At 68.4% G+C, this 13143-nt stretch carries 12 protein-coding genes; 3 read left to right on the top strand and 9 right to left on the bottom strand.

Going from position 1 to position 13143, the window contains the following annotated elements:
- Positions 1 to 96: 96 nt before the first annotated feature.
- Together AB0M22_RS27435 and lanKC are read right to left on the bottom strand one after the other, a co-directional pair.
- Positions 97 to 219 (bottom strand): hypothetical protein, encoded by a 123-nt coding sequence (locus tag AB0M22_RS27435; RefSeq protein ID WP_364732608.1) that lies wholly within the window; start codon positions 217 to 219, stop codon positions 97 to 99.
- A gap of 304 nt (positions 220 to 523) precedes the next feature.
- Positions 524 to 3145 (bottom strand): class III lanthionine synthetase LanKC, encoded by a 2622-nt coding sequence (lanKC, locus tag AB0M22_RS27440; RefSeq protein ID WP_364732610.1) that lies wholly within the window; start codon positions 3143 to 3145, stop codon positions 524 to 526.
- A gap of 173 nt (positions 3146 to 3318) precedes the next feature.
- Between lanKC and AB0M22_RS27445 the strand changes: the two genes are divergently transcribed.
- From AB0M22_RS27445 to AB0M22_RS27455, 3 genes are read left to right on the top strand one after another with little or no spacing between them, the layout of a single operon-like run.
- The gene (locus tag AB0M22_RS27445; protein ID WP_364732612.1) at positions 3319 to 3777 is read left to right on the top strand and encodes a hypothetical protein; all 459 of its coding nucleotides are present in this window, start codon (positions 3319 to 3321) and stop codon (positions 3775 to 3777) included.
- Between the two features lie 24 nt (positions 3778 to 3801).
- Positions 3802 to 4959 (top strand): histidine kinase, encoded by a 1158-nt coding sequence (locus AB0M22_RS27450; RefSeq protein ID WP_364732614.1) that lies wholly within the window; start codon positions 3802 to 3804, stop codon positions 4957 to 4959.
- A complete protein-coding gene (locus AB0M22_RS27455; protein ID WP_364732616.1) occupies positions 4956 to 5606 on the top strand; it encodes a response regulator transcription factor in 651 nt (216 codons plus the stop codon). Before AB0M22_RS27450 ends, AB0M22_RS27455 begins: the two co-directional genes overlap by 4 nt.
- Before the next feature lies 1 nt (position 5607).
- Here AB0M22_RS27455 and AB0M22_RS27460 read toward each other — a convergent pair whose 3' ends face one another.
- The 7 genes from AB0M22_RS27460 to AB0M22_RS27490 are packed head-to-tail and all read right to left on the bottom strand — an operon-like array spanning position 5608 to position 12866.
- Positions 5608 to 6330, bottom strand: coding sequence for an aspartate/glutamate racemase family protein (locus AB0M22_RS27460; protein ID WP_364732618.1), 723 nt, complete (start codon positions 6328 to 6330; stop codon positions 5608 to 5610).
- Between the two features lie 2 nt (positions 6331 to 6332).
- Positions 6333 to 7631, bottom strand: coding sequence for an FAD-dependent oxidoreductase (locus AB0M22_RS27465; RefSeq protein WP_364732621.1), 1299 nt, complete (start codon positions 7629 to 7631; stop codon positions 6333 to 6335).
- Positions 7632 to 7638: 7 nt separating this feature from the next.
- Entirely contained in the window at positions 7639 to 8514 is an 876-nt protein-coding gene (locus AB0M22_RS27470) for a family 3 encapsulin nanocompartment shell protein (RefSeq protein ID WP_364732623.1), read from the bottom strand.
- Between the two features lie 42 nt (positions 8515 to 8556).
- Positions 8557 to 9396 (bottom strand): SDR family oxidoreductase, encoded by an 840-nt coding sequence (locus AB0M22_RS27475; RefSeq protein ID WP_364732625.1) that lies wholly within the window; start codon positions 9394 to 9396, stop codon positions 8557 to 8559.
- A gap of 4 nt (positions 9397 to 9400) precedes the next feature.
- Positions 9401 to 10357 (bottom strand): sulfotransferase, encoded by a 957-nt coding sequence (locus AB0M22_RS27480; RefSeq protein WP_364732627.1) that lies wholly within the window; start codon positions 10355 to 10357, stop codon positions 9401 to 9403.
- The gene (locus AB0M22_RS27485) at positions 10354 to 11496 is read right to left on the bottom strand and encodes an MFS transporter (RefSeq protein ID WP_364732629.1); all 1143 of its coding nucleotides are present in this window, start codon (positions 11494 to 11496) and stop codon (positions 10354 to 10356) included. The genes AB0M22_RS27480 and AB0M22_RS27485 overlap by 4 nt, the downstream gene beginning before the upstream one ends.
- A 23-nt stretch (positions 11497 to 11519) precedes the next feature.
- Positions 11520 to 12866: an aminotransferase class I/II-fold pyridoxal phosphate-dependent enzyme gene (locus AB0M22_RS27490; protein ID WP_364732631.1), complete on the bottom strand. Its 1347-nt coding sequence runs from the start codon at positions 12864 to 12866 to the stop codon at positions 11520 to 11522.
- Between the last annotated feature and the right edge of the window lie 277 nt (positions 12867 to 13143).

The following is a 13143-nucleotide window of genomic DNA, read 5'->3' on the forward strand; positions in this document are numbered from 1 at the left end:
CATGTTCTTGATTTCCATGTGCTTTCCTTTGATTAGCTTGGTGTACAAGAGATTTCGCCGGGCGCGGGAGTGACCCGCGCCCGGCGAATGATCGGACTACAGCACCTCCTCCGAGCCGCCGCCCTGGCCGCCGCAGTGGTGCTCGCTGTAGGAGCTCATCGGCGCGTCGTCGCCGAGCTCCGGATCGGACTGCAGCTGCAGTTTGAGAACCTTCGTCATGTCATTCACCTCCTCTCGATTCGTGGGTGTCGTATTCGGTTCAGCGCAGCTCTGCTTCGGTGGTGCAGAGGTGCACGCTGGTGGCACTCATCGGTGCGTCTTCGATGACTTCGGGGTCCGGCTGCACTTGCAGCTTCAGCACCTTGGTCATGTGGTTCGTCTCCGTTCTCGGTGGTCTAGCCCTCGGGTCAGAGGGTTTCCTCGGCGTTGTTGCAGTGGTGCTCGCTGTAGGAGCTGAGCGGTGCGTCGTCGCCGAGTTCCGGGTCGGAGTGCAACTGGAGCTTGAGTACCTTGGTCATGTGGTTCACCTCCTCTGGTGATCTCGTCGTGGCTGGATGGCTTGTGAGGTCGGCACGGTGCCGTCGAGGCAGTGGTCGAGGGTGAACAGCGGGTCGGTGACGCCGCCGGTGGCGTGCTGGAGGGCCAGCAGGAGGCCGGCCGAACCGGTGGCCAGGTCGGCGCTGAGCCGCTGCCCGCGACCGCCGAGCCAGCGGACGCCGGTCTCGCCGCCGATCGCGTACTTGAACAGCGCGGTCGGCCGGGCAGGCGGGTCGGGCAGAAAGTTCTCGTCGGGGAACCGGGCGGCCACGTCGGCGTGCACGAGGGCAAGTCCGGCCTGCCCCTGGAACAAGCCCGGGGCCGCGGTGAACCGGATGCCGACGGCGCGAACGCAACTGCGCAGCAGTTCGAGGAGTTCCGCGTCGGGCCTGCGGGCGAGATAGCGAGCCAGCACGTGGGCGTAACCCGCGCTGCCGCACGCCAGGTACGGCATGTTGCGCCGATCGGCGTCCGATACGCGAAAACCGTTGGCGTCGACCGGCAATGGCTCGACGTGGACGAGTTCGTCGCGCAGCAGCCGCAGCCCGCGCTCGAACGGTTCGTCGGCGCCGGTGAAGGCCGAAAGGTAGTACAGCGCAAGGGCGATGCCGGGCCGGCCGTGCACGAGTCCGGACGGATGGTCCGGGCCGAGCGCGGGGATCAGCGCGTCGCCGTCGGGCACGGCGTCGAGCAGCCGCTGGGCTTGATCGAGGTGGTCGGGGTCGCCGGTGCGATGGAAGAACGACAGGTGCGTCATCGCGACGCCCGCCGCTCCGCCGCCCCAGGCGGCCGCCTCGGTCGCGAGCCGGTGCTCGCCGGCTTCGGCGAGCAAGGTCGTCGCCGCGTCGCGGTCGCCGAGATCGTCCAGGACCCAGGCGATTCCGGCATTGCCGAACAACAGTCCCGGCCCGGTCGTCTTCCGGTCGCGCAGGGCGATGGTGCGCAGCCGCTCGATCACCCGCGGGTCGATCTCGCGGCCCGCCGCGTGCAGTGCGTGCAGGACACCGGCGGTGCCGTAGGCGACGCACCGGGTGTTGGACCGAAGTCCCTCCGGCGCGGTCGGATACGTCCAGCGCGGATTGGTGAGATCGACCATGCGTTCCAGCGCGTCGGCCGTGCGGTCGCGCAGCCAGCGCACCGCGTCCTCCGGTATGGCACGCACCTGGGCCGGCGTCGGCAAGTGGATCGCGTTCGGCGCGGTTCGCGATCGCAGCACGGTTGCCCACAGATCCGTTGGCGGCGGGCATGATTCGGCCAGATCCGCGTACAGGTGGTCCAGGGTTTCCGGGCAGCGCCGGGCGGTCTCGTGCATGGGGAAGACGAGCAGCTGCGCGATCGCGGTCAGCCCGTAGGCGTCCACGTGCAGCGGATCGGTCTTGGCCCGACCGCCCGGTGAGCGCGATTCCGGCGGTTCGTAACCGGGTGTGCCGAGCAGGCCGAGCGGATGGTCGACGGGCTGGGTGGCCTCGAAGTCGATGAGGCGCACCGTGTCGTCGTCATCGACCAGGATATTGCCGGGCGAGACGTCGACGAAGGCGTAACCGAGTCCGTGCAGGGTGGCCAGCCGCTCGGCGAGCTGAGCGAGGATGTGGGTGCATCGCCGGTAGTAGTCGGCGAACGCGGTCGGATCCGCCCCGGCGTGGATCGCCGGATTCGTCGCGACCATCCACTTGGTGAGCGTGCGGCCGGGGATGAATTCGGTGACCAGGTAGGTGTGTTCCCACTCGGTGAACAGCTCGACCGGTTCCGGGGCCAGGCCCGGCGCGCCGGCGTGCAGGGCACGCAGCATCAGGTACTCGCGTTCGAGCCGGCCGCGGGCGTCGTCTTCGCCGCTGTAACCGTTGTGTGCGCGAGCCTCTTTCACGAACACGGGACTGCCGTCCGAGCGCCGGGCCCGGTAGGCGCCGCCCGCGTTGCTCGGTTGCAGCACGCTCTCGAAGGTGTAGCCGTGGAAGCTCACCTCGTCGGTGTCGTCGGCCTCGGGCACGCTGCCGAACGGGTCGGCGGTGCCTGCGGGCAGCAGGAATTCGGGCCGGCGCTCGTCGGGGACCTCGGTGCCGTCGAGGGCGAGCATGGTCGGCAGCCGGGTGCCATCGGGTTGCAGCCGATGCCGGGCACGGAACGCGCCGTAGCGGTACGACACACACTGCGACGATCCGAAGCGCCGGTCGGTGAGCACGTAGGGTCCTGCGACACCGGACAACTCGCGTTCCAGCCGTTCGAGCAGGGCGTAGGCGAGCTGCGGGGTCGGCGGATAGAGGGCGCAGAACTTGCCGCTCTGGACTCGGCTGCCGTGCTTGCCGTGCATCCAGAGGAAGTACTGCTTGCCGGTGAGATGCTTGAACGAGACGCCGAGTTCGGCGCACGCGGTGCTCACCACATCCAGCACCTGCTGCGCGGAGCCGAGCGGGCTGGACACGTGCACCTTCCAACCCTGTTCGGGCAGTTCGGTATTCGGCGGCGCCCAATGCGTCCACACCTCGAACTGATGCCGGGTCCAGCCTGCGGGCGGCCGGGTCGGGTTGTAGCGCCGGCCCGGATCGGTGCGCTCGAAGGGCTCGTAGTAGTCGGGGTGGGCGAACGTGAACGCCGTATCCTGGAGCATCATGGTCCCGTCCTTCTCGGATTCGGCCTGTTCGCCGGGGGAATCGAACAATTCGAGAATGGCTGAGGACGGGGCTCGCGCGAATCGGCCCGCCGCGGTGTTCCCGGCCTACCGCGCCGCGATGAGAACCCTCATCACCCCGTCGTAGCAGCACGATTCGTGCGACACTTCTGCCCATGACGAGGCGGACCTCGGTCGCGGTGTACGCGGTCGGTGATGCGGGCGCCACCGGGGAACTCCTCGGGGCGGCCACTTTGATCGAGCCGGAGTTCGTGCTGGTCGATCCACCGTTGAACCAGGCCCTCGCGGATCAGTCACGGCAGCTGCGGGTCGGTGTGTTCGCCGCTGCGGACGGCATCGCCGAGGTCATCGACGTGGCCCAGGTCCGGGTGGTGCCCGATGCCCCGGACCTGGTGCTGCTCCAGCTCGCCGCCGCGTCCACGGCGCCGGCCCGTGGCGTGCCGGTCGAGCTGCACTTCGATCGGCTCGGCATCGAGTTCCAGCCGCCGAGCATCCCCGAGATCGTCGCGGCGGTGCGGGTGGTGCTCGCCGAGGCCCCGCCGCCGCCCGGACTGCCCGAGAATCCCGTCGAGGATCCGCTCCGGTTCGTCTTCCGCCTCTTCGGCGGCGGATGATCCCACCGCCGGGAACTGCCGCTCATGACACCTGCTCTGCTCCGCCGGATCGCCGCCGTGATCTTCGTGATCGTCACCGGCGCAGTGGATCTGATCTTCTGGGGTGGCGACCGGGACCTGGTCGGCGGTGCGACGCTGCCGGTCTGGGTGGTGCCCACGCTCGCCGTCGGCCTGTGCGCGGCGCTGCTGTTGCGCGGCCGGTTCCCGCTGCGGGTGTGGCTGCTGGTGTGGCTCGGTACCGGCGTGAATCTTGTTGTCCCTGGGTATTTTCCGTTCGCCTACCTGCTCGTGGCGGTCTATTCGGTGGCGAACCGGGTACCTGGCACGACCGCTCGGCTCGTGCTGGCCGCGTCGGTGCTGCCGCTCGGCCTGTTCAGCTATCGATTCGCGCAGGCCGAACCGCCGGAAGACCAGCTGCGCGGGTTTGTCGCCGCCGCGGCGGCGTGGGCGCTGTTCCTGTCCATCGCCTGGGGTCTGGGCAGGCTGGCGCACGCGCGTGAACAGCATGCGCGAGCCGAGCGGGAACGGCTCGCCGCCGAAGCCGAAAAGGCGCTCGCCGCACAGCGTTTGCGGCTCGCGCACGAGTTGCACGACAGCGTCACCGGTGCGGTGGCCGGCATGATCCTGCATGCCGGTGCCGCACGGGGGCTGGCCACCGGCGCCGATCCGCGGGTGCGGCAGGCGCTGGAGGTGATCGAGCAGGCGGGTGTCGAGGCGATGACCGAATTGCACTCCATGCTCGGACTGCTGCGCTCGACCGATTCCGACGGCAGCGCACCGGCCCGGCTCGCCGATGTCGAGCAGTTGCTCGAATCCGCCCGTCGCGCAGGGCTGAACGTGCGGATCGACGTCACGGGGGCCGCGCGGTCGCTGGAGCCCGACGCGGACCTCGCGGCCTACCGGATCGTTCAGGAGTCGCTGACCAACGTCAGCAAACACGCGGGTCGGGACGCGATGGTCACGCTCGACATCGCCTGGAGCGAACGCGCGCTCGACCTCACCGTGCGCAGCACCGGTGGTCGCGCCGCGCCGGCCGTAGCGGCGTTGTCGTCCGGCAATGGGCTGCGTGGACTCGAGGAACGTCTCGGCGCGCTGGGTGGTGCGTTGACCTCTGGACCCGACGACGACGGCTGGTGCGTCCATGCCACATTGCCCGCCCACGCCTCGATCGAGGCGTCATGACGATCACCGTGGTGGTCGCCGAGGACGAGGCACTCGTGCGCGCGGGCTGCATCATGCTGCTCGGCGCGACCGACGACATCGAGGTGATCGGCGCGGTCGGTGACGGTGCGGCCGTAATAGATGCGGTGAAAACCCTTGCACCCCAGGTCGTTCTGATGGATCTACGGATGCCGATCATGGACGGCATCGAGGCGACCAGGGCGATCACCGCCGGTCCCGACGCGCCGGCCGTCCTGGTCCTCACCACCTTTCACGAGGACTCCGCCGTCCAGGAAGCGCTCGCCGCGGGTGCCAGCGGGTTCCTGCTGAAGCACGCCGCTCCCGCCGACCTCGCCGAGGCCATCCGCCGGTGCGCGGCAGGCGACGGCTGGCTCGATCCCGCCATCGTCGGCAGCGTGCTCGGTGCGCTCCGCCGCGCCGGACCCCGCGCCGTCGCCGCACCGACCACCTTGTCGACCCTGACCGCCAGGGAACGAGAAGTGCTGGTGCTCATGGCCCGCGGCCGCTCCAACGCCGAGATCAGCGCCGAACTGTTCATCAGCGCCGCCACCACCCGCACGCACGTCGCACACGTTATCGCCAAGACCGACTCCCGCGACCGCACCCAGGCCGTCGTGCTGGCCTATCAGAGCGGTCTGATGAGCTGATCTACTTCCTGGGGAACGGGCGATGCCTCAAGGTGCGGTGAACCATCTCGGTGAGCGTGACGATGTCGAACACGGGAAGGCCCAGGCGGTCCTGGATGGCGTGGCCGTAGGGGACCAGGTCGGTGCATTCGATCACCAGGGCGCCCATGTCGGGATTCGCGGCGGCGAGTTGGTCGATTTCCTGGAGAACTTCCTCGCCTAGGCGGTCGGCGTCGAGTTCGTCGCGCCGTCCTTCGAGGATGACTTCGCGGAATTCGGGTTGGGCGTCCATTCCGGCTACGCAGATCGGTACGGATTCGCCGCCGATCGCGTTCAGGTGGCGTGGGGTGAGGGCGGCCTTCTTGGCGACGAGCAGCCCGACTTTTCGGTCCGCGGCGAGCATTCGGTGCACCATCGGCACTTGGATGAGGCTCGAGCTGTAGAGCGGGATCTGGACGGCGTCGGCCAGTTGCTGTTGGAAGATGACGAGAAAGCCGCAACCGCTGGTGATTGCCGCGACGCCGCGGGCCTCGAGTTCCTTGGCGGCGATGATGAACGGGTCGAGCAGGGTCGGGTCGGCCTCGGTGACCATGCGTTGCGGGGTCGCGCCGTGCACCACCTGGTAGTCGACCGGAAAATCGAAAGTCGTCGGATTGCGGATGTGGCCGGGAATTTTGGTGAAGGCGGTATCCAGGCAGAGTACGCCGATTGTGGTGTCGCCCTTGACACCTGGTTGTTCGATCACTTTTAGAGCCTTATCGAGCGGATACTGCTGAAACGGTCCGGCCGGAGCGGAACGGGGTTGGTCGTCGGTGTTTCGCCGGCCAGGATTTGGCCGACGAGTTCGCCACCGGCGGGGGCGAGACCCATGCCGATGTGGCCGTAGCCCGCCGCGACCAGGAGATTGCGCAGTCCGGTGCGGCCGATCACCGGCAGGCCGTCCGGCGCGCAGGGGCGTAAACCGCTCCAGGTCTCGCGGGTTTGCGTTTCCTCCAGTTCGGGGAGGTATTCGGTGACCGTGCGCAGCATGCCGCGCACCCGGCGTTCGGACACGGCGGTGCTCATTCCGGTCAGTTCGAGGCGACCGCCGATGCGGAGGCGGTCGCCTAGGGGGACCATGGCCATTCGGCCCTCGCTCAGCAACACCGGCCGACCCGGGCCGCTGGGCGGCATGTCCATGGTGACGCTGTAGCCCTTGATCGGTTGCAGCGTCAGGCCGACACCCGCCAGGCGCGCGCATTCGGTCGACCACGCGCCCGCCGCGATGACCACGTCACGGGGACGGAAGTCTCCTCGATTCGTATGCAGCCGTTCGACTTTGCTGCCGGAGACCGCGAAGCTGGTCACCTCGATGTGTTCGCAGATCTCGACGCCCATGCCGCGCAACAGCTTGCCGAATTCGAGGACGAACTCCGGCACGTGCAGGTACGCGCCCTCCGGGTTGTACAGTGCGCCTTGGATATCGAAGCGAGTCTTCGGCTCGAGTTCGTCGAGTTCCCCCGGACCGAGCACACGCAGGGGCACACCGTTGGCGACGGTTCGCGAGACGGCTCGGCTGGCATCGGCGAAACCTTGCGCGGTCTTGTACGCCAGCACGATGCCCGGCGACTCGAAAGTGTCGGCGATGCTCGGTGATTCGCACAGTTCGAGGAGTATGTCGAGACTGCGCTTCTTCATCGCGATCAACGTACGGAAGCCGGCCGCCGCGTCGAGCGGAGTGCATGCGCGCCCGAAATGCACCAGCCAGCGGAGGAATTCGCGGTCCGCCCGCAGCTTGACGTAGAACGGCGCGTCCGCGCTCAACATGCCGAGCGTGCGCAGCGATCGCATCCCCGGTTCGGCCAGCGGCGCGGCGCCGTGCGTACCGACGAAACCGGTGTTCCCATACGAACACGACTGCGGCCCGCCGAGCGGGCCACGCTCCAGCACGGTGACCGAAGCCCCGCTCCGCCGCAGGTAATAGGCACAGAACAGACCGGCGACCCCGCCGCCGACAACCACCACATCGGGGCTGTTGCGCACGGGAGCCGCCTCGTTACTCGTCACGATCCACCTACACGGTCACGACGAAGAAGTTGGTCGGTAGGTTGACCACGACCCGCTCATAGATCTCCGCCATGACCGCCGGTCCCGGCTCGGCGAAGGTCCCGGGCGGCGGCTCGGCGAACCGGATCACCGAACGTCCGGCGTCGAAAAGCTGTGCGCCGTGGCCGAAGTCGCCGACGATCGCGCTGCCCGGCTCGACCAGGCGGGTGCGGCAGATGAACACGCCGTTCTGCTCGAGGTCGTCCATCAGGCGGCTGGTGCCCAGGGCGCGGTAGTAGTCGACCGGATTGATGATCAGACCGTCCGCGGTGCCGCCCATCTGCTCGACTTCGTTGCAGGCCCACAGGATCGTCGAGGCGAACGGCCCGGGGTCGGTGATCCGGGCGATCCCGGGGATGTTCAGCAGGCCACCCTCGCCGCTGATGATCGTGTAGTTCTCGGCGGTGCACAGCCGGACGATCAGCCGGTAGTTGATGAACGACTCGAACGTCTCCGGGTCCTCCCACATCTGCGGCGGCACCTGCACCCAGGCGGTGGTGGTGAGCAGCTCCGGGATCGGCGACTTGTGGAACCGGCTGGCCAGCTCGCGGCGCACCTCGGCGCCCTCGATCGGCACATCGTCCGCGCCGGGCGCGCTCTCGTGCCAGTAGAACTGGCGCGGATCACGGGACAGGTCAATGGCTTTGAGCACATTGCGCGCGGGGTAGCGTGGTTTGCGCCGCGAGCTGGTCAGGGTGTCGGTGATGGTCACGTCGTACTCGACCGACGCGTCGAGCCCCTTCTCCGCGCAGGCCTCGACGAACATCCGCCCCGGCGAAAGCTCCTTCTTGCGATCCGAGACGACCTGCGCCAGCGTCTCTTTGATGCCCTCTGTCTTCAGCATGTAGTGCTTCCTTCCCTGTCATCGGCACCGCGCCGAGACTGTTCACTCCGGTTCTGCGGGTCCGTGCACGTCGGCTTGCCAGGGCAGGTGCGCCGCAGTCGGTCCGAGCACGCTCGCGCCGCCGTCGACGAGCTGGACCGTGCCGGTGAGATAGGAGGCGCGCTCGCTCGCCACGAACGCGGCCACGGCGGCCATCTCCTCCGGGCGGGCGATCCGGCCGACCGCCGTGTGCCTGCCCATGGCGTCGAACCGGTCTTCGACCGAGCCGTCGCTAGATTGTTGTGCCGCAACGCGTTCCAGCAGGGGAGTGCGGGTCGCGCTCGGGGCGAGCACGTTGACGGTGATGCCGTCGCGGCCCACCTCGGCGGCCAGGGCCTGGGCGAAGCGCACGATGGCGGCGCGGGTCACGCCGGACATGGCCAGGCCGCTGATCGGGACGCTCGCGGTCTCCGACGCGACGAACAGCACCCGGCCCCAACGCGCAGTCCTGAGGTGCGGCAATGCGGTGAGGGCGACGTCGACGGCAGGCATCAGGATTGCGTCGACCGCCGTTCGATAGTCCGATATCTCGAAGCTGGCCGCGCTGCCGGTCGGCGGGGTGCCGCCGCTGATGACGACGACGTGCAGCGCGCCGAATTCCGCGACGACCTCGTCGATCCAGCGGCGGATGGCCGCGCTGTCGGTGATGTCCACGCTCGTGGCGTGCACGCGCCCGCGGGCCACCTCTTTGACGGCGGTTTCCGCGGCGGCGAGGCGGCCGGGGTCGCGCGCGCCGATGGCGACGTGGGCGCCCTCCGCGGCCAGTTCCCTGGCGATCGCCAGGCCGATACCGCTCGATCCGCCCACTACCAGCGCGACTTTGTTGTCGAGACCCAGGTCCACTCGGTCAGCCCTTTCCGTTCGAATCCGCTGCGCCGAAGTCGTATCCGTACCGGCGGGCGAGCGGCCACGACAGTGCCGCGACGGTCCGCTGCGCCGATTTCGACAGGCCCGCCCGCCAGGAGTCGTCGGTCGGGCGGATGACGGTGGCGCCGATGTTGAAACGGTCCGGGTTCCCGGTGACCGTGTGATTGGCGTGCAACTCGACGGTTCGATCGTCGAGCGGGTTCGCCGTGGGGTCACTCGCGCACAGCCGCAGCAGTTGATCGACCGTGCCCCGCGGATCGGCGATGAAATCCTCGTAGCGCAGGAACATCGACCGCTCGGGATAGCGCCGGGTCAGCGCGTGCGAGGCGAGATTGAAGCCGGTCCAGTAGCCGGTGCTCTTGGCCGGCCCCATGGCGTACACGTATTCCTTCGGCTTGCTCCACGATTGGGCCACCGCGCGTGGATCGCGGACCAGATGGATGTAGTACGGGGTGATGCCGTCGAGGTGCTCGAGCAACGCCGATTCGCCCGGGATCTTGGTGGTATCGACAATCACGCGCGACTCGGTGCGTTTCGCCACGGACTGGTAGACCTGGGTCATCAGGTCGGCATGGGCCCGAATCTGCTCGTTGTGCAGGCCGCGCCGGAGCACCTGCCAGGTGTGCCGGGTCCGGACGTTGCCGAGTTGCCGCCGGATGACCTCGTCGGCGTGCTGCACCAGGGTGGTTCCCGCGGGTTGCCCGATCGGCAGGATGGTGGACCAGACCGGGCAGTCGACCAGTTTCCGGCCGCAGCCACAATCCTCGTTCACCCCGCGGCCCGCCGCGTTCTTCCACAGGAAGTGCAGCTCGCCGACGTGGAAGAAGCCGGGGATCTCGTTGAGGATATTGCCGATGATGGTGCTGCCGTTGCGGCACCAGCCGGTGATGCACAGGACCTTCAGCGGTTCGCCGTTGTCCGATGGTGGGTTGGTCATCTCTCGACTGCCTTCTCGATGGTCACCGATTGCCGCAGCGTCATGGCCAGCACCGAGGCGGCGAGCGCGCAGGCCGCGCCGACCACGAAGACGGCCGGGTAGCCGAAGCCGGTCGCGACCGCGCCGGTCGCCGGGCCCCAGACGAACAGGCCCAGATCCCAGAACGAGGTGTAGGCGCCGAGCGCGGCTCCCTGCTTCGAGCTTTCGGTGTTGTTCATGACCATCAACGCCAAAGACGGGTGCAGCAGGGAGAATCCGACGCCCATGACGATGGCGCCGAGCACCGCGATCGGCAGGTTCGGGGCCCAGGCGATGATCAGCAGGCCCGCGGCTTCGCCTGCGCCACACCAGGTTGCGACCTTGCGCGGTCCGAGCTTGTCCGGCAGGTGCCCGATGACGAGTCGGGTGCCGGCGTAGACCGCGCTGAAGGTGCTCAAAACGATTACGCCCGAGTCGATTCCGCGGGCTTGCAGGCCGGTGATGACGAACGCGGCCAGGCCGACGTAGCCGGCGGCGCCGAGTGCGAGGCCGATGCCGGGCAATACGGCGGGGCGGATGAGCAGCCCGCGTCCGCCGCTGGACGGTTCGACGTGCGGCTGCGGCGCAACGATGCTGATGAGCACGAGACCGACCAGCGGAGCGATGGCGCAGAAGGCCCAGACCGCGTCGATCCCGAAGTGGCGCAGCACCGCACCGAGCGCGGTGCCCAGCGAGATGCCGCCCCACATCGCGACGCCGTAGAGGCCGATCACCTGTCCGCGGCGGTTGTGCGGGGCGAGGGTGACGGTCCAGACCGCGCCCGCGACGAACAGCGCGGCCTCGCCGACGCCGACCAGCAGGCGCACCGCCAGCAGGCCGATCAGGCCGATCGGCAGGAAGTAGAGCAGCCCGCCCGCGGCGATGGCCAGTGCGCCGAATCGCATGACGGAGCGGTGGCCGTGGCGGTCGGCCAGTCCGCCGAAGATCGGGCGGGTGAGCAGCGCGGTCAGGGCGGTGGCCGTGACCGCGATGCCGACCGCGAAATCGCCAGCGCCGAACTCGTCCCGGACGTAGGCGGGGATGACCGGGATCGCCGCGGACAGGCCGAGGTATCCGCAGAACAGTCCGCCGAATACCCCGGCCAGTGCGAGGCGCGGCATCGCCCCTGTTTCCGAGGCTGCGGTCATCGTTGTCCGGCCCACGCGGAGCTGGAGCCTTCGCCGGTGGCGATCGGGTCGTCGCTCGCGGCCACCTTGCGCACAGCCGCGACGAGTTCGTCGCAGTCCGCCTCCGACAGCGTCGAGGAGAGCGGAATGTCCACTGCGCGTTGGAGATAGCGCGTCGCGTTGGGCAGGAGCTCCTTGATCGCCGGGGTCTGCATGCCGCGGAACATGAACCGCCAGTTCCAGAAGGCGCGGATGTTGTGATCGTCGTCCGAGCCCAGGTTGCGGGCCTCGATGCCCTCGTGGCACAGCGCTCGGGCGAACCACTGGGCTCGGCCGGCCGGGACCAGGAAGATGAAGGCCTCGCCGAGATAAGCGCCGGTGGCGACCGGTCGGCGGATGTGGATCCCGTCGACGTCGGCCAGGGCCGCGGCGACGTAGTCGTAGTTGCGCCGGAAGGCGGCCAGCCGGACCGGCAGCCGTTCGAGTTCGGCGCGCAGCAGCGCGGCTCTGATCTCGTCCATCCGGAAGCTGAGCAGCGGCAGGTCCAGATCGGTGGCGATCGGCGGCTCGCCGTCCGGGAAGTGGCGGCGCAGCCGACCCTCGTACGCGCCGGAAAGCACTGTGGCACGGGCGAATAGCGTGCTGTCGTCGGTGAGCAGGAAGCCGCCCTCACCGCTGTTGAGGGCCTTGTCCGACTGCGTGCTGAAGCCGCCGGCCAGGCCGAAGGTGCCGAGTTTGCGGCCGTCGAGTTCCGCGCCGAGCGCCGGGACCGCGTCCTCGAAGACCGGGACGCCCATTTCGTCGGCGAACCGCAGCAACGCGGTCATGTCGCCGGCGAAGCCGCGCATGTGCACCACCATGATCGCCTTGACCTGCGGGGTCCATCGACTGCGTAGGTCGGCGACGTCCAAGTGGAGGTTTTCGTCGATATCGACGAGGAAGGGAGTGCAGCCGGCGAGCAGGATGGCGCTCGGGGTCGCTGCGAAAGTGAAACCGGGACAAGCGATCAGGCTGCCCGGCTCGATGCCCGCGGCCATGATGGCCAGGGCCAGAGCGGTGGTGCCGCTCGACGTTGCCAGTGCGTGCTTACATCGGAAGTGGCGACAGAGCTCTGCCTCGAACTGGCTGCACTCGGTCTCGTGCGCGGCCCGGTAGTCGTATCGGAAGTAGAGGTGGCTGCGGATCGCCCGCATCGCCGCTGCCTCGTCCTCCGGATGAACGCAGACCGCGCCGCGGTCGTACGTCGGCCATGGTGTCCGCCGAATGGGGTCGCCGCCATCCAGGGCCAGTCTCGAATCGGCGGCAATTGCCGCACCCGGCAATTGCCGAGCCGATGCCGAATCATCGATCTCATTGTCCGCCATCGCAATTCCTACCCACTAAAAAACAAAACATCGGCGAGTCGCCACCGTATCGCCCACCGAGTTTCCGCGGTACCCCCCGTAGGACGTTTGCGCAACGCTACACCGAACCTTCATTCCGGATACCCGAAATCGATTGCTCGCCAATGACATCGGAAGTTGGGGCTTGCCTGAGATCGACTTGTCCAGTTGGACGAATACCCCCCGAATGGGGGGTGTCGCTGGAGTGCCAGGGCACGAAAATAGTCGCGGGCAAACGGGTTTGGTGCATTACCTGCGA

It is taken from the genome of Nocardia sp. NPDC051756 (assembly GCF_040681495.1).
Classification (GTDB): domain Bacteria; phylum Actinomycetota; class Actinomycetes; order Mycobacteriales; family Mycobacteriaceae; genus Nocardia.

What these genes read in the sequence shown, in the direction of transcription:
- AB0M22_RS27450 (WP_364732614.1), top strand. Translation starts at nt 3,802, where the DNA reads ATGACACCTGCTCTGCTCCGCCGGATCGCCGCCGTGATCTTCGTGATC.
- AB0M22_RS27485 (WP_364732629.1), bottom strand. Translation starts at nt 11,496, where the DNA reads ATGCCGCGCCTCGCACTGGCCGGGGTATTCGGCGGACTGTTCTGCGGA.
- AB0M22_RS27455 (WP_364732616.1), top strand. Translation starts at nt 4,956, where the DNA reads ATGACGATCACCGTGGTGGTCGCCGAGGACGAGGCACTCGTGCGCGCG.
- AB0M22_RS27445 (WP_364732612.1), top strand. Translation starts at nt 3,319, where the DNA reads ATGACGAGGCGGACCTCGGTCGCGGTGTACGCGGTCGGTGATGCGGGC.
- lanKC (WP_364732610.1), bottom strand. Translation starts at nt 3,145, where the DNA reads ATGATGCTCCAGGATACGGCGTTCACGTTCGCCCACCCCGACTACTAC.
- AB0M22_RS27470 (WP_364732623.1), bottom strand. Translation starts at nt 8,514, where the DNA reads ATGCTGAAGACAGAGGGCATCAAAGAGACGCTGGCGCAGGTCGTCTCG.
- AB0M22_RS27435 (WP_364732608.1), bottom strand. Translation starts at nt 219, where the DNA reads ATGACGAAGGTTCTCAAACTGCAGCTGCAGTCCGATCCGGAGCTCGGC.
- AB0M22_RS27490 (WP_364732631.1), bottom strand. Translation starts at nt 12,866, where the DNA reads ATGGCGGACAATGAGATCGATGATTCGGCATCGGCTCGGCAATTGCCG.
- AB0M22_RS27480 (WP_364732627.1), bottom strand. Translation starts at nt 10,357, where the DNA reads ATGACCAACCCACCATCGGACAACGGCGAACCGCTGAAGGTCCTGTGC.